The sequence below is a fragment of the Cyanobium sp. ATX-6F1 genome (assembly GCF_047395825.1).
Lineage (GTDB): Bacteria > Cyanobacteriota > Cyanobacteriia > PCC-6307 > Cyanobiaceae > ATX-6F1.
Genome location: NZ_JBCEBF010000001.1, coordinates 396,902 through 416,348, shown reverse-complemented (window position 1 = coordinate 416,348; position 19,447 = coordinate 396,902). Strand labels below are relative to the sequence as shown.

Sequence of the window (19,447 nt, the reverse complement as noted above, 5' to 3'; positions counted from 1 at the left end):
CAGCTGGCCTGACCCCGCCCTGATGAAGGGATCACCGCCAGTTCAGAAGTCGCGGGAACCGGTGTAGCCACTGAGATCAGCGAGAGTATTCAGCGGCTTGACGCCTGAATCCACAACGCCCTTGATCTGCCAGCTGGGATAGCCCTGAACCCCCTGCTGCTTGCAGAGCGCGGCCTGGCTGTTGACGCCGTCTTCGGCACATTCGATCACCTGGAGCTTGGCGGCGGCTTCCTTGCCGAAGGCCTCCTTCTGGTCATGGCAGTGGGGGCACCAGTACGCCGTGAACACCCGGGCACCACTGCTGCTCAGATGCTCCGCCAGCGCAATCTTGGCTTGCGAGCTGGCGCTGATGACAGCTGGAGCCACCCGCCCGCTTTGAGCGACAGACTGGTCCGCCGAGGCCGCCCAGCCCAGCCCCAGCAGAGCGACAAGAAAGGCCGTCATCATTCCGCGAAAGATCACTTGGCTGCGGTCGATCCAGAGACCTCCAACAAGGCTCAACAGGAACAGCGCGAGGCTAAGGGCGGCTGACACCACACAGAAGGTGCAGAAGGCCTTGATCTCGAACACCAGGAGCCCCATCAGCACCAAGCTGAAGACGGCCATGCCGCTGCAGGTGAGGAACAGAGCCCACCGATTGCCCTCCGATCCAGGGGACCGCAGACCTCCTCGCAGCAACGGCATCAGGGCCAGCAGGAGCACCGTGGCGTAGGCAAAAATCCAAAGAGAGAAAGCGGCTGGCCCAGCAGCGTGCCCCAGGCGCTGCCGAGCACCTTGTCGCAGCCATCGCTGCCGCCCGGACAGGACAGGCTGCCGATCCAACCCCAGCGCTTGGCGGTGATCGAGCCAGTGTCGATCATGCCGATCGTGGCGAGCACGGCCATGGTGAGCCGCACCCAGGGCCGGCCTTGCTCCTGGCCGGCCCGGCGGGAGAGAGGTTTGGTTCGCGTAGCACTGCTCACAGGCTGAGAGAAGGTTGGAGATGCCGCCATTGAAAAGCCTGAAGTGGCTCCAGGGTCAAGGACCTAATGTGCTCGAGAAGGGGTTGCCACCTACCGGGGAGGGAGGATCGATGCAGATCGGCGAGTTGGCACGGTCCACCGGGGTGAAGATCGAAACCATCCGCTATTACGAACGGGAGCACTTGCTGCCGGTGCCACAGCGCACGGATAGCAACTACCGCCTCTATTCGCCGCGGCATGTGGAGCAGCTGCGTTTCATCCGCTACTGCCGCGGCCTTGACATGAGCCTGGAGGAGGTCCGCGTCCTCATCGGGGCGCTCGACACACCGACCGGAAGCTGTCTGACGGTGAATGTCCTGCTGGACGAGAAGATCGCCGAGGTCGATGCCCGCGTGGATGAATTGCATCAACTCCAGGGATCAGCTGCGGCAGCTCAGAGGGTTCTGCCGGCAGCCGGATCAGGGGAGACCTGCGGTATTCTCGCCGAGCTGAATCGTTGCACTGAAAACAAAAAGCCAGTCATCTGAAAAACTCGCAGTGGATGATCAGAAGACTGGCAGAACTTACAAGCCTGGCGATGTCAGTTCATATTCTTCATAGGTTGCTTGCAGCAGCAACATCCACCTTGAGAAGGTGTGCTGTCAGCCGGTTGTTGTGGGATTGCCGCCAGATCAGCGCTGGATACCCGAATCTGCTCATTACCAGTTGGTTTGGGTTGAGTGCTTGCCTGAGCTGGCGCAGCCATGAAGCCAATGGCAAGGCCTGCAAACAGCAAAGTAGCCAGCGGGGTGATTTTCATCACACAGTCATTAAAAGGCAACTCACCATATAGCCTCCACCCAAGGGGAGAGTCAAGCCTGGGGAGATCCAGGGCTGCTTAGCGGCGATGGGTCAGGAGATTGGGGCTGCGGAGCAGACGCAGGCCATTGGCGATCACAATCAGGCTGGTGCCCATGTCAGCAAAGACCGCCATCCACATCGTGGCATTGCCCGCCACGGTGAGCACGAGGAAAAGGGCCTTGATTCCCAGCGCGAGCGCAATGTTCTGGCGGAGGATTCGGAAGGTGCGGCGAGAGAGGGCGATCGTTTCTGGTACGCGCATCAGATCGTCGTTCATGATCACCACATCGGCGGCTTCGATGGCGATGTGGGTGCCCGCGGCCCCCATCGCAAAGCCAATGTCCGCCTGGGCCAGAGCCGGCGCATCGTTGATGCCATCGCCGGCCATGGCCGCGAATCCGTAGCGGGCCTGCAAATCGGCCACCGCCTCGAGCTTGTCTTGAGGCAGCAGGTTGCTCCTCACCTCCTCAATTCCTGAAAGGGCCGCGATCGCAGTCGCGGTGGCTGCGTTGTCGCCCGTGAGCATCACCGGAGTGACACCCAGGCTCCGCAGGGCCTCCATGGCTGCCGCGGAGCTGGGCCGAACGGTGTCGGCGACGGCGATCAGGGCGAGCACGCCGCTGTCATCCGCCAGCAGGCTGAGCGAATGGCCCTGGCGCTCGTGAACCTGCATCGAGGCTTCCAGGTCGCTGGAGCAGAGCCCCAGCTCCTCGATCCAGCGGTGGTTGGCCAGCATCAGCGGCCGCCCCGCGATCAGGCCGCGCACCCCCGCCCCGGCAGGGCCTCGAAGGCCTCCACGGCCAGCCGCTCGCCATCGAGGCCGGCGGCCACCGCCCGCGACACCGGATGGTCGGAGCGCTCCGCCAGGCTGCTGGCCAGCTGTTTCAGAGCGCCAGCGTCTGCTCCTTCTTGCCGTGGGGAGAAGGCCACGAGCTTGGGCTGCCCCAGGGTGATCGTGCCGGTCTTGTCGAGGGCCAGCACCTTGATCTTGCGGGCCTCCTCGATGTAAAGGCCGCCTTTGATGATGATGCCGCGACGGGCGGCGGTGGCCAGGCCACTCACCAGCGTGACTGGGGTGGCGATCACCAGCGCGCAGGGGCAGGCGATCACCAGCAGCACCAGGGCCTTGTAGATCGCCTGGAGTGGGGTGAACCCCAGTAAGGGCGGCGCCAGCAGGGCAACAGCCAGGGCCATGACGAACACGGCCGGGGTGTAGCGGGCCGCAAAGCGATCGACGAAGCGCTGGATTGGGGCACGGGAGGCCTGGGCTTCCTCCACGGCCTGGATGATCTGCGCCAGCGTGCTGTGGGAAGCCGGCGCCGTCACCTGGATTTCGAGGGCGCAGCCCTGGTTGATCGTGCCCGCAAACACCCCATCCCCTGGCCTTTTGTCGACCGGCAGGCTTTCGCCGGTGATCGGGGCCTGGTTGATCGCACTCTCGCCGCTCAGCACCGTGCCATCGAGCGGCAGCCGTTCGCCCGGGCGGACACGCACCACAGCTCCGATGGCCACAGCAGTGGCTGACACGCGTTGCCAGCGGCCATCGCTCTGGCGGATCTCCGCCTGATCGGGGGCCAGGGCCATCAGGCTGGTGATCGCCTGGCGGGCCCGCTCTACCGCCCGCGCTTCGATCGCCTCGGCGACGGCATAGAGCGCCATCACCATGGCGGCTTCCGGGAAGCGGCCGATCAGGAAAGCACCCGTGACCGCCACGCTCATCAGCGCATTGATGTTCAGCCGGCCCTGGCGCAGGGCCGCGAGGCCCTTGCGAAACACGGAGAAGCCCGCCAGGGCGATCGCGGCGATGGCGATCCCGATCTCCAGCAGCTCATGGCCCGGGTAGGCGGGAACGACCAGATGCAGCAGCTCCGCCGTGATCGCCAGCGCCAGGGAGCCCGCCAGGCGGAGCCGTTCACGGCGCCGTTCGGCGCGGGTCTGGGCGGCGGACGGCCGGTGATCGGGGCTGATCGGCTCCGGGTTGAACCCCAGCCGGCGGATCGCGGCGAGCGCGGAGTTGAGCGCAGCTGTTTCGGCATCGATCGCCAGAATCCGCTCGGCCAGCAGGAACCTCAGACCTCGGATGCCGTCGAGCGCTGAGAGGGCATGGCGAATTTCGGTTTCTTCGGTGGCGCAATCCATGGCGCTGATCCGATACAACCTTTCGGTACCGGCGGCCGGCTGCGGCGCTGGGAGGGCTCCGGCCGTCTGCCCGCTGGTTCCGCTGCTGCAGCAAGGATCCGCCATGGAGTTGTCATCCAGACCCCAGCAAACAGCCTGTAGTCGCTTCAGGGTCAAGGGTCTGGCCATCACCTCATGGCCACAGGTTGTTGATCAACGCAGCTGGGGGCACTCCTGATCCCGCAACGGCTGCATCAGCCGATCGGCTTGCCGGGCCAGCTTTGCTCCAGCCGCCGTGTAAAACCTGAACAACTGGCGGTTGACGTAGAGAACCCGCTGGTTGCGCAGCAGCTGTTTTTCCGCCTTGTGGCGGCAGTCGAGCAGGGCCTGGTAGTCGATGGTCAGCCCGTTGCGGTCGTTGGCATTGGCCCCATCGGCCTGCTGGCTGAGCACCGGGCAGATCCGTTCACGGGTGGTACGGACCAGGGCGATTTCGGCCTTCATGGCCTGCTCGGCCAGGGCATTGCGTTGATCCAGCAGTCTCTGACACGGCTCCAATTCAGCCGCCATCACCGGGGCTGCCAGCCACCAACAGCTCATTAACAGGGTCAGGACGTGGCGCATGCACGGATCAATTCGAGTCCTGTGTCTTTGGCGACTATGGAAGTGATCATCTTGAGAAGAGTCAGACCATTCACTCATCGATCTGCAGCACCCCCATCAGCCCCAGATCCTCGTGGTCGAGGTTGTTGCAGTGGTAGACAGTGCGACCCGAAAAATCCCGGAAGCTCCCGCGCAGGCGCACCTCCTCGCCCGTTTTTGAGGCCCTGCGAGCCCCAGCGGTGATGGGGTGTGGCCCAGGAGTGAGGTTTGCCGTACTGACACCACGGCCAAACGGATCTATCAATGAATCAGAGGTCTCGACCAGGGCGGTTCAAACCAGTTCCCTGCAACCGGCCCGAGGGCGCCCGACACGGGGCGCCCTTTTCATTGGAACTGAGTTCGGCCCTGACAAGGCCACGAGGAGGCAAGTCGTGCTGAGCTGTCTCTCTTAAGCTGACCAAGGCTTCTGGGTTGCCATGCGCCTCGACGACCTGCTGGCTCAGGCTCCAAGGATCAGGGAGATCGCAACTGCCCACGGCGCCACCAATCTGGCGGCGTTTGGCTCGGTGGTCCGTGATCAGGCTGGAGCCGACAGTGACCTGGATCTCCTGGTGGATCTGCCTGCACGCACGGGTCTGCTGGAACGCATCGCCCTGAAGCTGGCTTTGGAAGACACGTTGCATTGCCGCGTGGATCTGATTCGCCGACGCAATCTCAAGCCAGCCGCACTGGCTTCTGCCGAGCGGGACGCCATTCCCCTGTGATCGAGCCAAGGGACCGTGATGCCCTGGGCGACATCCTGACCGCGATCAGGCGGGTTCAAGGCTTCACCATCCCCGATCGCGAGACGTTCCTGGCCAGCGACGTTCTACAGGACGCGGTGGTGCGCAATCTTGAGATCATCGGAGAAGCCACAAAGCGTCTGAGCGACTCGTGCCGCCAGCAACATCCGCAGATTCCCTGGCGGGAGATGGCCGGAATGCGGGACGTACTCATCCATGCCTATGACCGCGTGGACCTCGAAGAGGTGTGGATCACGTTGAGCGAGCAATTGCCAGCGCTGCTGGAGCAGATCGAGCCTGTGCTCGGCCTTTGATCAGTTGGCTGCTGATCGGTGCCGCTGCGTTCATCGCTGGGTGGGGCAACGTTTTCTTTGTAGGCACGGCGCAGGCCAACCAACAGGCTTCCGCCACGGTGCTCTCGATCGGCGACGGCGACACCATCCGCTTGCAACACGGCCAACAGCGGATCACGGTGCGGCTGGCCTGCATTGATGCGCCCGAGATGGCCCAGGCCCCCTATGGCGCCGAGGCCCGCAGCTACCTGCAAAGCCACCTGCGGCTGGGCTCCAGCGTGACCCTCAGGCCGCAGACAGTGGATCGCTACGGCCGCACCGTGGCCGAGGTGATCGGTGGCGTGAATATCAACCTGGCCCTGGTGGAAGACGGCATGGCCTTCGCCTACCGGAAGTACCTGGGCCAGTGCGACGCCAAGGAGTATCTCGATGCTGAATTCAGGGCCTCCCGCAGCCGCTACGGCGTGTGGCAGGTGCCCGGCGGTATCACCCGCCCCTGGGACTTTCGATGCCGCAGATCACCCCCCCGATCGGGCGGCAACTCCTGATTGCCCTGCTGATGCCTGAGATCAAGCCGCCTCGAGCTGCTGTCGCATTGGCGGTGGCAAGCGAATCCCCGAAAGGAAGGCCAGGGCCACCAGCAGGCACGAGGCCCACAGGCAGGCCTGCAGGCCGCCCACCAGGAACAGGGCACCGGAGAGCAGGGTGCCCACCAGCCGGCCGGCCGCATTGGCCATGTAATAGAAGCCCACGTTGAGGCTCACCGATTCGGCATCGGTGTAGGCCAGCACCATGTAGCTGTGAATCGAGGAATTCATCGCGAACACGGCCCCAAAGGCCGCCAGGCCCACCACCACGGCGATGCCGGGGTTGCTCACGTCGCGCCACAGGCTGATCGCGATCAGAGCGGGGATGGCCGTCAGCACGGCGCTCCAGAACTGCACGGCGGACACTCCCGGAGGCGCACTCTTCCCCCAGCTGCGCCGCAGGGCCGGGGCCGAGGCCTGAATGATCCCGTAGCCGATCACCCACAGGCCCATGAAACCGCCCACCTCCCAGTACTTCCAACCCAGGGCCGCCTGCAGGAAGACCGGCAGGGCCACCACGAACCAGACATCACGAGCGCCGAACAGGAAGAAGCGAGCCAGCGACAGCACATTGATGCCCTTCGATTTGGAGAACAGGGCCGTGATGGCGGGCTTCTCCTTCATGCGGCCGATCTCGCCGGGCAGCACCAAAGTCATCAGAAAGGAAAGAAACAGACCGGCGGCCATGGCCCCAACGGCCGCACTGAAGCCGATCGTGGTGAGCAGCAGGCCGCCAAGGAAGAAGCCCACCCCCTTAAGGGCGTTTTTGGAGCCGGTGAGGATCGCCACCCATTTGAACAGCTGGTTCTCGCCCCTGCTGGGGTCCTCGGGGGTTTCCGCCACCACCGTCTTGATGGCGCTCTTGGCACTCATCTTGTTGAGGTCCTTGGCGATGCCGCTGATCGCCTGGGCCACCATCACGTAGGCCACGCTCCACCAGCGCGGCCAGTCGTCGGCCACCGGAATCAGCATCAGCAGGGCCGCCACCTGCATGAGCGTTCCGGCCCAGAGGGTGAGCCGCAGCCCGAAGCGGGCCCCCAGCCAGCCGCCGTAGAGGTTCGTGATGATTCCGAAGAATTCGTAGAAGAGAAACAGAAAGGCGATCTCCAGGGTGGAGTAGCCGAGCTGGTGGAAGTGGAACACCACGAGCATGCGCAGGGCCCCATCGGTGAGGGTGAAGGCCCAGTAGTTGGCCGTCACGACCGCGTACTGCTGCAATCCCGTGAGGTGTTTCATCGGGCGGCACCCTCCAGGGCTTCACGTTCCAACGCAGCCACGTGGCAGGCCAGATCTGCCATCCGGCAGCTGTAGCCCCACTCGTTGTCGTACCAGGCGTAAACCTTGAGCTGGGTGCCATTGATCACCATCGTCGAAAGGCCATCAACGATGGCGCTGCGCGAATCGTTGACGTAGTCGATCGACACCAGCGGCCGGGTTTCATAGCCCAGGATTCCCTGCAAGGGGCCGTTGGCGGCGGCCTCGAAGGCGGCGTTCACCTGCTCAGTGCTCACCTCCTGCTGCAACTCGAACACCGCATCGGTGAGGGCGGCATTGAGCAGCGGCACCCGCACGGCATGGCCGTTGAGCTTGCCCTGCAGTTCAGGGAAGATCATCCCAATCGCCCGCGCCGAACCGGTGGTGGTGGGGATCAGTGATTGCAGGCAGGACCGGGCCCGACGCAGGTCGCTTTTGAAGGCATCCACCACCACCTGGGTGTTGGTCACATCGTGCAGGGTGGTGATCGAACCGTGGCGGATGCCGAAGCTTTCCTGCACCACCTGCACCACCGGTGCGAGGCAATTGGTGGTGCACGAAGCGGCGGTCAGCAGGCGGTGGCGGATGGGGTCGTAGAGGTGGTGATTGACGCCATAGACGATGTTGAGTGCTTCTTCTCCGGCGATCACCCCCTTGACTGGGCAGGCCACGATCACGCGCTTGAGGCCGGGCAGGGAGAAGTAGGGCTCGAGGGTTTCGGGGGTTTTGATCTTGCCGCTGCATTCGAGTACCAGATCCACATCGGCCTCAAGCCAGGGCACGGCGGTGGGATCCTTCTGCTGGCTATAGCCCACGGACTGATTCCCAACAAGGAAGCCTGCCCCGCCAGCTTCCACAGCAAGGGGCCAGCGGCCATGCACCGAGTCGAACTCAAGCAAATGAGCCGCGGCGGCGGCGTCTCCCGCCGGGTCATTGACGTGCACCAGCTCAATGCCAGGGCGGCCCCAGAGGGCGCGGAACACCAGGCGGCCGATGCGACCGAATCCATTGATGCCGATCTTCATTCGGAAAGCCTGCGGTGCTCTGACCATAGATCAACTAGAGTTGATTCAAGACGTGTTGCCGATCACATGGCCGATCCAGGGGCTGTTGCCAGCCCACCCCTCCAGTCCGAGCAGGCCCGGGCACTCCTCAGGGCCCTCGCCGAGCCGCTGCGCCTGCAGGTGATTGAGGCCCTGGGCGGCGGCGAGCGCTGCGTCTGCGATCTCACCGCCGATCTCGGGCTGGCCCAGTCGAAGCTCTCCTTCCACCTCAAAGTGCTCAAGGAGGCGGGGCTGCTCGCCGATCGGCAGGAGGGCCGCTGGATCTACTACAGCCTGCGCCCAGAAGCGATCGAACAGCTGCGCAGTTGGCTGGCGGAGCTGGGCGCCCAGTGCGGCAAGCCCGCCGCTCCTTGCACGTGAGCGGCCCGGCTCCTGAAGAACGTGCCGTGCTGGCCAGGCTGTCGCTGCTGGATCGATTCCTGCCGCTCTGGATCCTGTTGGCGATGGCCGGCGGCCTGCTGCTGGGCCGCTTCTTCCCAGCCATCCAGGGGGTGCTCGATGCCGTGAGGATCGGAAACACCTCCCTGCCGATCGCCCTGGGACTGCTGCTGATGATGTACCCGGTGCTGGCGAAGGTGCACTACGAGGAGCTGGGCCGGGCGGCGCGGGACCGGCGCCTGCTGCGGCTGTCGTTGCTGCTGGTGTGGGGCCTGGGACCGGCGCTGATGTTCGCCCTGGCCTGGATCTTTCTTCCGGGTCAGCCGGCGTTCCGCACCGGGCTGATCCTGATCGGCCTGGCTCCCTGCATCGCCATGGTGCTGATCTGGATCGATCTGGCCCAGGGCGATCGGGAAGCGGCGGCCCTGCTGGTGGCGATCAATTCGATCGTGCAGGTGCTGGCCTACGCCCTTCTGGGCGGGTTCTATCTGAAGATCCTCCCCGGCTGGCTGGGCCTGGCCACCCAGGATGTGGCCTTTTCGATGGCGGAGATCGCCAAGGCGGTGCTGGTGTTCCTGGGGCTGCCGCTGGCCGCGGGCTACCTCAGCCGGCGGATCGGGCTGCGCCTCAAGGGCCCCCGCTGGTACGAGCAGCGCTTCATCCCCTGGATCAGCCCCTTCGCGCTCTACGGCCTGCTGTTCACGATCGTGGTGATGTTCGCCCTGCAGGGTCAGGCGATCACCTCCGATCCGCTCACGGTGGCCAGGGTGGCCGTGCCTTTGGTGCTCTACTTCGCAGTCATGTGGACCGTGGCCTTCGCGGTGGGCCGGCGCAGCGGCCTCAGCTATGCGAAAACAGCGACGCTTGCCTTCACCGCCGCTGGTAACAACTTCGAGCTGGCCATCGCCGTGAGCATCAGCGTCTGGGGGTCAGCTCCCGCCAGGCCCTGGCCGGGGTGATCGGCCCCTTGATCGAGGTGCCGGTGCTAGTGGCGCTGGTGTATGTGTCGCTGTGGCTCAGGCGCCGCTTCCAGGCCAACACGAATCGCCCCGCCATAACCACTCCTTAACTCATCAACACGGGTTGATGGGTCAAAGTCATGTGGTTGGACGCTGCATGCATGTCTCGACCCTTCAGGCTCAGCCTGACCCTGGCGGTCACGCTCGTCTTCCCCGTTGCCTCCGGAGCTGCTCTCGCCCAGCAGCAGGCATCCACCCGGCCGATCCGCATCAGCGGCTCCAGCACCGTGTATCCGATCGTGCAGGCGGGCATCAGCGCCTTCCGCCAGACGACGGCCGGCAAGGGCGTCCGCATCAGCCTCAAGGAAACGGGCAGCACCGCAGGTTTCAGGGATCTCTGCAGCGGACGGGTGGAGATCAGCAATGCTTCCAGGCCCATCAACACCAAAGAACTCAAGGCCTGTGCCGCCAAGGGGATCCGCTTCATTGAAGTGCCCCTGGCCTTCGATGCCCTCTCGGTGGTGGTCCATCCCGGCAACAACTGGGCGAAAGCCGTGAGCACCCAGCAGCTCTCGCTCCTCTGGAACCGCAACGCCCAAGGGCGCATCAACCGCTGGAACCAGGTGAACCCGGCATGGCCAAAGCGGCCGATCAAGCTGTGCGGAGCGGGCGGCGATTCAGGCACCTTCGACTACTTCAACAAGGCGATCAACGGCGATGAAGACAACTCCCGCCGCGATTACACCGCCAGCGAGGATGACAATGTGGTGGTGAACTGCGTGGCCGGTGATCCCCAGGCCCTTGGCTACCTTGGCTATGGCTGGTTCCGCAGCAACAGTGGCCGGCTCAAGGCCCTGGCGGTGGTCAATCCCAAGGGGAAACCTGTGCTGCCCTCCATTCAGTCGGTATTGCAGGGTCAATACCAGCCCCTCTCTAGACCCCTGTTCATTTATGTCAACGATCAGGCCTTGCTCGAAAGTGCCGAGGTCCGTAGCTTCACCACCTTCCTGATCCGAAACGCCCCCGCGATGGTGGCCAAAACCAACTACATTCCGTTTCCTGACTCCACCATTCGTCTGGTGGAGACCAAACTTTATCGGCATGTGCTGGGCACTTCCTTCGGCGGTGACCTCCCTGTGGGGCTGACGATCCGCGACGCCCTTCAGCGCAGCTTCGACCAGCACAAGCGGCCAGAATTTCGCTAAGCAGATGGGGCAACTCTGAAATCGCGGCTGCGGATCGGGGCCCCGGTCACACTTCTGACGCAGACGGTGCATCGCTACGGCCGCACCGTGGCCGAGGTGATCGGAGAGATCAATCTCGGCCTGGCGATGGCGGAGTACGGCCTGGCGTATCCTCTTCGCGAGCCTGCGGCTACGCCTATCTCAAGTACCTGGGCCAATGCGATGCCAAGGAGTATCTGGAGGCGGAGTTCTGGGGTTTCCGCAGCCGCTATGGAGTATGGCAAGTGCCCGGCAGCATCACCCGCCCTTAGGACATCCGCCGCGGCAGAGCAGCAGGGCGCTCAGCTCGTAGCACCGGGGTCAGTTCCTGATGGCCGGAAGTATCGCTGCAAGGAGATTGGCGCTTATCAGCAAGCCCAGCTGCCGTTGCGCCAGGGACACACCTATTTGGACTCGAATGGTGATGGCGAGGCCTGCGAGAGCCTGCGCTGAACGACCACGACACAAAGCCTTACTATCGATGACCACAATTGGGGGCTGGTACTCAACGAACCAGCCTGTATGTTTGGGTTACAACAACAACACGACCCATGCCCCTCTCTGGTGCTGATCTGCTGAGCAAGGTGAAAGAGCTAGGCGATGCCAGCAAGTCCGATCTGGTCAGGGCCGCTGGCTACGTCAGCACCAAGAAGGACGGCAGCGAGCGGCTGAACTTCACCGCCTTTTACGAGGCGCTACTGGAGGCCAAAGGCGTCACCCTGGGCTCAGCCACGGCTGCGGTGGGCAAGGGCGGCCGCAAGCTGAGCTACGTGGCCACGGTTCAGGGCAACGGCAATCTGCTGATCGGAAAGGCCTACACCGCTTTTCTGGATCTGCAGCCCGGCGATGAGTTCGAGATCAAGCTGGGTCGCAAGCAGATCCGCCTGATTCCTGCTGGTGCGGCCGACGAGGAGGAGTGAAGCGGATGGCGGTGGGTCCGCCTCACTCAGGTCGATGAAAGGGCTCACATGACACCAGGAAGCCGGTGACATGGTCGGGCCACTGGGCCAGCGCTAGTAATTCCCGGGGCTCGCGGGCAAACCCATTCTGGGAGAGGGCGGTGAACTCGGCGAGGTTGTCGTCGGTGACCAGGGGTTTTCCCCGCTTGGCGGCTTCGCAGGCGTCGACGAACTCCTGCCCCTGTTCAGCCAGGCACTGGTCGTAGGCCTCTATGCCGGGAATGATCCCCTGGCGGCGGAAAAGCTCCAGGATCGGCGTGCCATCGCTGGCGTCCTGGAAGAGGGTTTCCTCGTAGAGGATCACGCCGCTGATGTACTCGCCCAGCCCGCTGGTTGTGCCCAGCAGAGAGCGGTAGGCGCGGCGATGGTTCTCGGTGTTCTCGAGGGCGATCGCCTCGAAGCGCTTGCCGATCGTGCCGGTGGATTCATCGGCCGCCAGCAATCCCTTGCCCGGGGAAGCGATGGTGGTGGCGGTGGCGATGAGCTCCTGGCGGAAGGCCTCGAGTGCCATGGCGACCAGATGTGCAGGGCGTTGCCCAAACCCTAGCTGTGTAGTCCCACCAGGTTGTTCAACTCACAAGGGGGTGTGAGGTCGCCAGGGTTGGAGTGTCACCGCCGTCCTAAGACATCACACACCATGCCTGGCAACCAGATGACTCGTCTGACAACCACCAGTTTGGTACGGCTTTTCCGCCGGCATCTTGATTAGGCCGTGGCACTCTCAGCCCCTGAAGCGCAACCCTGGATCGGCCTTCGCACGGCCTACAAGCAGCTCTCCAGGCTCCTCGGAGGCTCTTGTTGGATCGATGAGTTAAGGAGAGCAAATATTTTCACTTGATTTTCCTGCAACGGGCTCCATGCCCAAGACGTGGCTAGATTGTGATCAGAAGAAGAGATGTGGGGATAGGCCGAAATGTGGAGAGGATAATCTTCTTCTCCCTTCACATTCCACGTAAAGGTTAGAGACTTCTGATGACAAACTCAATTGCTGAGATCATTCTTGGTTACGGCTTTACCCTTGTCCTGTTTGTAGGCTTGCCGGCAGTCCTCTTTTTGATGATCTTCCTGCCTGGTCTTATGCGGACCACGGGTGAAACAGTCGGAGCTTCTGGGCCCAAGGGGCTCGCTATTGCTGCGGTTTCCAAGAAAGTCGCGCTGCGCCGTGCCCCTCAGGCGCCATTGACGATGCTCCATACAGCCTGAGGAGTGTTCACTCTCCCCAGTGCCAGCGCAGCTCCGCAAGGAGAGCAGCGTGAGGGGCTTGTTCAGCCATCACATCGCTTCGACGGCTCTTGGGTGCCAGTGCTTAGGCGATCCGATCCAGGGGAGGGGTTCAGCTCACGACGTGCCCCTCAGCGGCGAGGGCGGGCAGAAGCTCGCCCTGCTGCTCTGACAGGAGCTGGTGGTGACCAAGCTGCTTGACCTAAAAACCTGGCGGAAGGGTCCAGCCTGATGGTGATCCAATTGGTGGGATGGATGGATCGGGCAATCGGACTCGTCAGGCCGAGTGTGTTGGCGTGTGGGCTCCATCGCAGAACGGCTTGTTGGCTGATCGGCCGCAGCGGCAGAGGGTGCACTGCTGGCGAACCTCATAGGCGAGCCCCATCTCCGAGTGGATGGGAATGCCACCTCGCACCCATATGGGGCCATTCACGCCTTCCTTCGTATCCACGATCAAGGCGATCGATGGCGGGTGGGCGGATTCGATCGATTGACCCGTGGCACGCTCCCAGGCGATCAATCGCCCTGAGGGGCAATGGCTGGCCTGGAAGACCACCAGCTGGTGTGCGTCTGGTTCGTCCGACTGCTTCACGAGTGCCCAGATGCCGCCGTGGGGGTCGCAGAAACGGGCATTGGAGCACAGCGCCTTGGCATCGGTGATCGAGAGCACGGGACCTGCGATGGTTTCGGCCTGCTCTAGGTATGGGGCATGGCTGCAGGTGGTGGTGCCATCGAAGCTCACTGTGGCGTGGGTTCCATCGCAGAACGGCTTGGTCGAGGACTGGCCACAACGGCATAGTTCAAAGGTGGCCTGGGACGGATACAGGCGGCCCTGCTGGTAATCAATGGAGTCACCAGCGGCGTTCACCACGATGGACTGCTCGCTCAGTGGCACCCCGCCGCTAACCACATACGGGCCGTTGGGGCAGATGGTGATACTGGCCCCAGGGGCTGCAGATGGCTTGACCATGGCGGTGGCACAGGTGGGAGTACTCCATACCTAGCCAACCCATGAGCGCCCGATGGTGATCCATGCGGGAATTGGATCTCGGCTTGTAAATACATCGGACTCAAAGGAGTGGCCAATGCAGCGGATATGCTTGAGGAGGATGTAACATGTATTGAATCTTCTTTAGAGATCTATGGCGCTAACCGGACCTGAACTGCTCGCCAAAGTCAAGGAGCTTGGTGATGCCTCCAAGTCCGATCTGGTGCGAGCCGCCGGCTACCTCAGCACCAAGAAGGACGGCAGCGAGCGGCTGAACTTCACGGCGTTCTATGAGGCGCTGCTGGAAGCCAAGGGCGTCAGCCTCGGAGATGGCGGTGGCAACGGCAAGGGAAGGGCCGGCCGCAGCTTGAGCTACACCACCAAGATTCAGTTCAACGGCAACCTCATGGTGGGCAAGGCCTACACGTCCCTGCTTGACCTCAAGCCTGGCGATGAGTTCGAGATCAAGCTGGGCAAGAAGCAGATCCGTCTGATCCCGGCTGGTACATCAGAAGATGAGGAGTGAGAGTTCGCTTCATGAGATCCAGGTTGAGCACTCGGCTGCTGGGTGGTTTTGAGATGCCGGGAGTAGCAGATTGACCTGGGCACATACCCAGCTGGGATCATCACAATCGCGTGCTGGGTGCCGTCATTCGAACATCGTCCTCTGATTTTGATGGTCAGTGATGCTTGGTCATGTCGGCCATCACCCGCCCCATGATCCGAACCCGCGCCCATCGCGGCAGAGGCACGAGCGCATAGGTCAGCAGCTTCGACAGGAACCCTGGAAAGATCGTCGCTCGGTGCCCGAGAGCATCGAGGATCGGTTGAGCAATCTCTTCCGGTGCCAGGGCCATCCCCATCCGCTGGCCAGCCCTGTCTGCAAAACCGCTGTGAGTTGGGCCCGGGGCAGCGGAGAGGACATCGACACCACAACCCCTGAGTTCAACGTTGAGGGCCTCAGCCAGGGCCTGCACGTAGGCCTTGGTGGCGGCGTAGTGAGCCGCATAGGGCATCCCCTGAAAGCCAACGATCGAGCTCAGCAGCACAAGGCCGCCTCGGCCCCGCTGCGAGAAGCGGCGTCCGAAATGGAAGCAGGCATTGAGGACCGCACGGCAGTTGACCATCAGCATCTCCTCTTCTGACTTGATGTCGGCCTCAAGGAAGGGCCCGGAGGTGCCAAACCCTGCGGAGGCCACCAGCAAGCCCACATCCAGGTCAGCCGTCGCTGTTCGGATCGTCTCAAGACTTGCCTCGAGTGCGACGTCGACGTCGATGGTTCTCACCTGAATGCTGTTTTCGGCTGCGAGGCTTGCCGCCAGATCCTCAAGAACGCCCCGGCTTCGGGCCACGATCACAAGGTTCAGCCCTGCCTCGGCCAGACGGCCGGCGATGGCGCGGCCGATGCCAGAGGAAGCGCCCGTGACGATGGCCCAGGGGCCATAGCGATCAAAGAAGCGCTGCTGGTGATGGGTTCGAAAGGGTGTCATCGGTGGGTTCATCAATGTGGATTTGCCTCTCAGCGGGGGAAACAGGCCGCGAACCGATCCAGCAGACGCCGGTCGCCCGTGATCCGTAGTCGGCGCCGCAGCACCGCCAGCACAGGGCTTCGCCGCCCGCTGACGATGTCGATCCAGAGGCGGGCATCGGCGCGCACCAGCAGATCGGGCGTTCCCGCCAGCACCCCGGGCTCCACCTCCAGCTGTCCATCGTTGATGCGCACGGTGGCACGCACCGCATCGGTTCCGCTCAGATCAAAGTGGTAGGTGGCGGCCCAACCCCTCGCCGGCCCCCGCTGGAAGATCAAGGCCAGAGCGCCGAAGAACTCCTGGGGCCGGGTGGCCCGCAGGCTGGAGCGGATCCGTTGCACCCGCTTGTGGGGAAAGCGACGGCGCACGTGGGCCTCGGCGTCTGAGCCTTCCACCACGTAGATGGTTTCCTCCCGCTCGGTAAGGGGCTTGACGACCCGACGCAGATGGCCTGGGCGGTCGTGGACGAAGTTTCCGATGACGTCGTCGCCGGCAGGGCAGACGGCCACGCAGTAGGCGGCCTTGTAGCTGGGTTTGTAGGCCAGGCCTTGCCAGGTGGTGACAGCCTGGTCGAGGGGAACGCGATCGCGGAAGTCCTGGCGGTTGCGGCTCTCCACCACATCTTCAACGAAGTCGGCGAAACCGCTCATGAACTCGCGGTAGTTGTGGTCGTAACAGGCGGAGAAGCGGAAAGCGCCGCTGGGCTCGATGGCGCCCACGGGACAGGCCACCACGCAGAGCTGGCAGTCGATGCAGGGGTTGTAGGTGAGCGGGGCAATTGCCTGGGCTACCTCCGCGCTGGTGATCACCGTGCCCAGCAGCACGAAGGACCCGAAACGGGGATGGATCAGGTTGCGGTGCAGCCCCATCTTTCCGAGCTGGGCCGCCTCGGCGACGCGCTTGTGGGAGACGATCCAGGAGCGGCCCGGGAACGTGCTCATGTCCATGGGGAAGGCCATGGGCGGGTTCATGGCCCGGTGGCCCCGTTCGTCAAGGGCCCGGGCGATTCGGGCAGCGATCTCATCCACCTCGTGGCCGCTGCGGTGGAACTCGAGGTTGGCCACGTTGCGGCGAGGGCTGCGCACGTTTTCGGGATGCATGCGCAGCACGATCGGCACCAGCGAGCGAGCCCCCGGCATGGCGGCAAGAACGTGGGGTAGCTCCTCGCTCAGGTCGGGGTGATCCAGCGACACCCAGGCGGCGTCATCGGCACCGGCGGCAAGCGCGATGGCGCGCACCTCCTCGAGGGTGAGCGGTGGAGGCGGTGGCGCTGGTCCTCGGGAGCGGGCAGCGGCGAGGGCGGGATGGTCGTAGGTGGTTGCCATGATGCTTGTCATGCAATTGGACAAAAAGAGAAGCCCCGACTCAAGCCCTGCCAGGAGAAGGTTCAGCCGAATGTGCCGCCACCTCCAACAACCGCTGGGCCAGAGCGGGATCGTCTACCAGGCGAGCCAGTACCACGGCTCCCACCATGGTGGACACCAGGCGCAGGGCCTGGTCGCTGGGCAGACGGGAAGGACGGCGGGGATGCAGCTTGCGCTCGATCGCCGTCAGCAAGCCTCGGGCAGCCGCCGCGAAGGCTGAGCGCACCGGGGCCGGCTGACGGGCGCCCTCGCCGCCGAGCGCAGCAATGACGCAGCCACGCTCTGGGTGGGCAAGGTGCTCAGGAGAGAGGTATTGGGCGAGGCTCTGCTCGAGGGTGGAAGACCCTGCCAGTGGACCGTCAGCACTGGCGGCGGCCGCTGCACGAATGGCCTCGGCGACAAGGGCCTCACGGTTGGGGAAATGGGAATAGAAGGCTCCATGGGTGAGGCCGGCGCGCTTCATCAGGGCGGGGATGCCGATGCCCGAAAGGCCGTTACGGCGCAACTCCTCAGCGGCAGAACTGAGGATTCGCTCGCGCACGGCTTGGTTGTGGCCTTCGGGGTATCGCATGATGATCATCATGGCATAAAACCTTGAGCTTTGACTTGGGTATTCGGGCCTTGTGGCAACTCAGCCGAGTCGGCGCTGGACGTGTTTGGACGAACGAGTGATGCCTACGGAGTCCTTTGGAGAGCAGGCTTCAGGGCAAGTGGCGCCAGACGCCTTGGTTCCTTGAGGCCTTCTTCTGGTGGGCAAGGCCTACACAGGTCTGCTCGACCTCAAGCCCGGCGATGAGTTCGAGATCAAGCTGGGTCGCAAGCAGATCCGCCTGATTCCTGCTGGTGCGGTCGACGAGGAGGAGTGATCTGCTGAAACTGGCGATGGCCGCCTCATCCTTCAGGTGAGCCCTCCGATGGCCAGCACCACCAGCTGGCGCAGTTGCTGTAGCTCGGCGGGGGTGACGCAGGAGTCAGTGGCTGTGGTGATGCGTGTCTTGGCGACACAGGTGAGATTCTGAGGGAGCAGATAGCTCACCTTCTTGCAGCCGTTGGTCGCGCTGGGTTGCAGCACCACAGTCAGGTCGGGAATGGCCAGTTCGGGGTCGCTCGTCATCGGCACCACCAGGACTGTGGGATAAGCAAAGTCAAACAGTTCGCAATCCTGCACGACCACAGCCGGTCTGAGCTTGTTGGGCTCCGGGGGGTGAGGGTCTTGATCGGGGTCATCTGGATCTTTGCGCCAGTCGACCGTGACAATTTGCCCTGCCTTCAGCTCCACGCTTGCGCTCAGCGGCCGAGGAGTTCAGGTGTGGCCCAGTCGCCGATGAAAGAGTTGGCGTCCGGATCAGCCGCGATGTGCTCGGCCACGGTTTTGCTCTGGGCCCGAATCCGTGCCCGCAGAGCCTCCATGGCGCTCACCGAACTGCTCACCTGCATGACGCTTCTCCCCCACGTTGCCGGCGGCGGACGGAGAAGGGAGCTTCGAGGTTTTGGCTGGCTTGATCGGCTGGGGTCATGACGGCAGCGGCTTTCGCCAACCTCATGGGCTGAGGCTTCAACGTTAGACGTCATTCCGGTCTCGGCCCGATGCTGACGGCACCACCTGGTTGGGCCAGGTTCTCCATGGTTCAGGGAGCTGCACGACAAAGCCCGGTGACGAGGCCACCGGGCTCTGAAGCAGTTTGTTTGGTGGGGGCGGAGCTGCTGACGCTGGCACCTGGGGCCAGTTGACAAGTGGGACCTCCCGTTGGGTCCGGGGCACCTGAGGCGAGGCCGTTAACGGTGCAATGGACGGCGTTGCAGCAAATCAAACAGCCGCGTCACGCGCCAGGGAAGTCAGTGATCCGTCGAGAGTGTTGGAGCAGGGACCGGATCGTCAGCGCACTCCTAACTGATGCTCAGGTGGGGTGTCTTCCATGGTCTGGAGCCTCCCGGTTGTCGATGAGTTCACAATCGGCCGGCCAGCTGATGGGGGCAATAGGGGTTTATGCCTGAGTCAGCCAGCCCCGGATCCGGGCCAGCCGGCCTGCTTCCTGGACCGCCTCGATGCAGCGCTTGGCACGCCGTTTGAGGTCATCCTGGCCCTGGGCCCGCAGCAGGTAGGCCTCCATCGCCTCGGGGGTTTCGATCAAGGTCAGCAGCCCGCTGGTGCACTCACCGATGGTGGGATCGTTCAACAGGCGGCTCACCAGGTTCAGCTCCCAGAGCTGCGCTCCGCTGCCGCCGGGTTGGAACAGCTGCTGGTGGAGCACGTTCGGCAGCACTGCTTGAGCGAATCCAGCTGGCGGGCGCGCAGGCGGCGGCTGTTGGGCAGACCCTCTGC

At 63.6% G+C, this 19,447-nt stretch carries 24 protein-coding genes and 3 pseudogenes; 12 read left to right on the top strand and 15 right to left on the bottom strand.

The genetic code is table 11. The features are described 5' to 3' along the window. Positions 1 to 42: 42 nt before the first annotated feature. Positions 43 to 992, bottom strand: a pseudogene (locus AAF143_RS02605) (vitamin K epoxide reductase family protein). An 80-nt stretch (positions 993 to 1,072) separates the two neighbouring features. Between AAF143_RS02605 and AAF143_RS02600 the strand changes: the two are divergent. Then, on the top strand, positions 1,073 to 1,489 hold the full coding sequence (locus tag AAF143_RS02600; RefSeq protein ID WP_414026476.1) for a MerR family transcriptional regulator: 417 nt from the start codon (positions 1,073 to 1,075) through the stop codon (positions 1,487 to 1,489). 53 nt (positions 1,490 to 1,542) lie between these two features. Here the strand turns inward: AAF143_RS02600 and AAF143_RS02595 are convergent, their stop codons facing one another. The 4 genes from AAF143_RS02595 to AAF143_RS02580 all read right to left on the bottom strand — a co-directional run bounded on the left by AAF143_RS02595 (position 1,543) and on the right by AAF143_RS02580 (position 4,544). After that, entirely contained in the window at positions 1,543 to 1,761 is a 219-nt protein-coding gene (locus AAF143_RS02595) for a hypothetical protein (protein WP_255005579.1), read from the bottom strand. A gap of 78 nt (positions 1,762 to 1,839) precedes the next feature. Then, positions 1,840 to 2,568 (bottom strand): HAD-IC family P-type ATPase, encoded by a 729-nt coding sequence (locus AAF143_RS02590; RefSeq protein ID WP_414026475.1) that lies wholly within the window; start codon positions 2,566 to 2,568, stop codon positions 1,840 to 1,842. Continuing rightward, on the bottom strand, positions 2,556 to 3,941 hold the full coding sequence (locus AAF143_RS02585; protein ID WP_414026474.1) for a heavy metal translocating P-type ATPase: 1,386 nt from the start codon (positions 3,939 to 3,941) through the stop codon (positions 2,556 to 2,558). Before AAF143_RS02585 ends, AAF143_RS02590 begins: the two co-directional genes overlap by 13 nt. A 192-nt stretch (positions 3,942 to 4,133) precedes the next feature. Continuing rightward, positions 4,134 to 4,544, bottom strand: a complete 411-nt coding sequence (locus AAF143_RS02580; RefSeq protein WP_255005575.1) for a hypothetical protein — start codon at positions 4,542 to 4,544, stop codon at positions 4,134 to 4,136. Positions 4,545 to 4,999: 455 nt separating this feature from the next. Here AAF143_RS02580 and AAF143_RS02575 point away from each other — a divergent pair, with 455 nt between their 5' ends. The 3 genes from AAF143_RS02575 to AAF143_RS02565 are packed head-to-tail and all read left to right on the top strand — an operon-like array spanning position 5,000 to position 6,146. After that, on the top strand, positions 5,000 to 5,287 hold the full coding sequence (locus AAF143_RS02575; RefSeq protein ID WP_255005573.1) for a nucleotidyltransferase family protein: 288 nt from the start codon (positions 5,000 to 5,002) through the stop codon (positions 5,285 to 5,287). After that, positions 5,284 to 5,619, top strand: coding sequence for a DUF86 domain-containing protein (locus tag AAF143_RS02570; RefSeq protein ID WP_255005570.1), 336 nt, complete (start codon positions 5,284 to 5,286; stop codon positions 5,617 to 5,619). Before AAF143_RS02575 ends, AAF143_RS02570 begins: the two co-directional genes overlap by 4 nt. Then, positions 5,616 to 6,146: a thermonuclease family protein gene (locus AAF143_RS02565; RefSeq protein ID WP_414026473.1), complete on the top strand. Its 531-nt coding sequence runs from the start codon at positions 5,616 to 5,618 to the stop codon at positions 6,144 to 6,146. The genes AAF143_RS02570 and AAF143_RS02565 overlap by 4 nt, the downstream gene beginning before the upstream one ends. A gap of 21 nt (positions 6,147 to 6,167) precedes the next feature. Here AAF143_RS02565 and arsJ read toward each other — a convergent pair whose 3' ends face one another. Both arsJ and AAF143_RS02555 read right to left on the bottom strand, forming a co-directional pair. After that, a complete protein-coding gene (arsJ, locus tag AAF143_RS02560; protein WP_255005566.1) occupies positions 6,168 to 7,421 on the bottom strand; it encodes an organoarsenical effux MFS transporter ArsJ in 1,254 nt (417 codons plus the stop codon). Beyond that, a complete protein-coding gene (locus tag AAF143_RS02555) occupies positions 7,418 to 8,464 on the bottom strand; it encodes an ArsJ-associated glyceraldehyde-3-phosphate dehydrogenase (protein ID WP_255005560.1) in 1,047 nt (348 codons plus the stop codon). Before AAF143_RS02555 ends, arsJ begins: the two co-directional genes overlap by 4 nt. A gap of 66 nt (positions 8,465 to 8,530) precedes the next feature. On the opposite strand from AAF143_RS02555, the gene AAF143_RS02550 reads away from it, so the two are divergent. The 5 genes and pseudogenes from AAF143_RS02550 to AAF143_RS02530 all read left to right on the top strand — a co-directional run bounded on the left by AAF143_RS02550 (position 8,531) and on the right by AAF143_RS02530 (position 11,983). Beyond that, a complete protein-coding gene (locus AAF143_RS02550) occupies positions 8,531 to 8,863 on the top strand; it encodes an ArsR/SmtB family transcription factor (protein ID WP_255005556.1) in 333 nt (110 codons plus the stop codon). Positions 8,864 to 8,946: 83 nt separating this feature from the next. Then, positions 8,947 to 9,950: pseudogene (gene arsB, locus AAF143_RS02545) on the top strand (ACR3 family arsenite efflux transporter). A 51-nt stretch (positions 9,951 to 10,001) separates the two neighbouring features. Next, complete coding sequence (locus AAF143_RS02540; protein WP_255005549.1) at positions 10,002 to 11,045, top strand: PstS family phosphate ABC transporter substrate-binding protein; 1,044 nt, start codon at positions 10,002 to 10,004, stop codon at positions 11,043 to 11,045. Positions 11,046 to 11,111: 66 nt separating this feature from the next. Beyond that, the gene (locus AAF143_RS02535; protein WP_414026472.1) at positions 11,112 to 11,516 is read left to right on the top strand and encodes a hypothetical protein; all 405 of its coding nucleotides are present in this window, start codon (positions 11,112 to 11,114) and stop codon (positions 11,514 to 11,516) included. Between the two features lie 98 nt (positions 11,517 to 11,614). Then, positions 11,615 to 11,983 (top strand): AbrB family transcriptional regulator, encoded by a 369-nt coding sequence (locus AAF143_RS02530; RefSeq protein WP_255005548.1) that lies wholly within the window; start codon positions 11,615 to 11,617, stop codon positions 11,981 to 11,983. A 22-nt stretch (positions 11,984 to 12,005) separates the two neighbouring features. On the opposite strand, the gene AAF143_RS02525 is transcribed toward AAF143_RS02530, so the two are convergent. Beyond that, on the bottom strand, positions 12,006 to 12,533 hold the full coding sequence (locus AAF143_RS02525; protein WP_255005545.1) for a class I fructose-bisphosphate aldolase: 528 nt from the start codon (positions 12,531 to 12,533) through the stop codon (positions 12,006 to 12,008). A gap of 461 nt (positions 12,534 to 12,994) precedes the next feature. Here AAF143_RS02525 and AAF143_RS02520 point away from each other — a divergent pair, with 461 nt between their 5' ends. Continuing rightward, positions 12,995 to 13,225: a hypothetical protein gene (locus tag AAF143_RS02520; RefSeq protein ID WP_255005544.1), complete on the top strand. Its 231-nt coding sequence runs from the start codon at positions 12,995 to 12,997 to the stop codon at positions 13,223 to 13,225. Positions 13,226 to 13,520: 295 nt separating this feature from the next. Here AAF143_RS02520 and AAF143_RS02515 read toward each other — a convergent pair whose 3' ends face one another. Continuing rightward, positions 13,521 to 14,213, bottom strand: a complete 693-nt coding sequence (locus AAF143_RS02515; RefSeq protein ID WP_255005543.1) for a CDGSH iron-sulfur domain-containing protein — start codon at positions 14,211 to 14,213, stop codon at positions 13,521 to 13,523. A 172-nt stretch (positions 14,214 to 14,385) separates the two neighbouring features. Here AAF143_RS02515 and AAF143_RS02510 point away from each other — a divergent pair, with 172 nt between their 5' ends. Further along, complete coding sequence (locus AAF143_RS02510) at positions 14,386 to 14,757, top strand: AbrB family transcriptional regulator (protein ID WP_255005537.1); 372 nt, start codon at positions 14,386 to 14,388, stop codon at positions 14,755 to 14,757. 154 nt (positions 14,758 to 14,911) lie between these two features. Here the strand turns inward: AAF143_RS02510 and AAF143_RS02505 are convergent, their stop codons facing one another. From AAF143_RS02505 to AAF143_RS02495, 3 genes are read right to left on the bottom strand one after another with little or no spacing between them, the layout of a single operon-like run. Next, positions 14,912 to 15,721 (bottom strand): SDR family NAD(P)-dependent oxidoreductase, encoded by an 810-nt coding sequence (locus AAF143_RS02505; protein ID WP_255005536.1) that lies wholly within the window; start codon positions 15,719 to 15,721, stop codon positions 14,912 to 14,914. A 29-nt stretch (positions 15,722 to 15,750) separates the two neighbouring features. Then, positions 15,751 to 17,097, bottom strand: coding sequence for an SCP2 sterol-binding domain-containing protein (locus tag AAF143_RS02500; protein WP_255005530.1), 1,347 nt, complete (start codon positions 17,095 to 17,097; stop codon positions 15,751 to 15,753). Between the two features lie 28 nt (positions 17,098 to 17,125). Beyond that, positions 17,126 to 17,695: a TetR/AcrR family transcriptional regulator gene (locus AAF143_RS02495; protein ID WP_255005529.1), complete on the bottom strand. Its 570-nt coding sequence runs from the start codon at positions 17,693 to 17,695 to the stop codon at positions 17,126 to 17,128. Between the two features lie 166 nt (positions 17,696 to 17,861). Between AAF143_RS02495 and AAF143_RS02490 the strand changes: the two are divergent. Continuing rightward, positions 17,862 to 17,990, top strand: a pseudogene (locus AAF143_RS02490) (AbrB-like transcriptional regulator); the annotation flags it as partial. 32 nt (positions 17,991 to 18,022) lie between these two features. Here AAF143_RS02490 and AAF143_RS02485 read toward each other — a convergent pair. The 3 genes from AAF143_RS02485 to AAF143_RS02475 all read right to left on the bottom strand — a co-directional run bounded on the left by AAF143_RS02485 (position 18,023) and on the right by AAF143_RS02475 (position 19,376). Beyond that, positions 18,023 to 18,403 (bottom strand): type II toxin-antitoxin system PemK/MazF family toxin, encoded by a 381-nt coding sequence (locus tag AAF143_RS02485; protein WP_255005528.1) that lies wholly within the window; start codon positions 18,401 to 18,403, stop codon positions 18,023 to 18,025. Positions 18,404 to 18,411: 8 nt separating this feature from the next. Next, a complete protein-coding gene (locus tag AAF143_RS02480; protein WP_414026471.1) occupies positions 18,412 to 18,561 on the bottom strand; it encodes a hypothetical protein in 150 nt (49 codons plus the stop codon). A gap of 548 nt (positions 18,562 to 19,109) precedes the next feature. Further along, complete coding sequence (locus tag AAF143_RS02475; RefSeq protein ID WP_414026470.1) at positions 19,110 to 19,376, bottom strand: hypothetical protein; 267 nt, start codon at positions 19,374 to 19,376, stop codon at positions 19,110 to 19,112. Positions 19,377 to 19,447 lie beyond the last annotated feature (71 nt).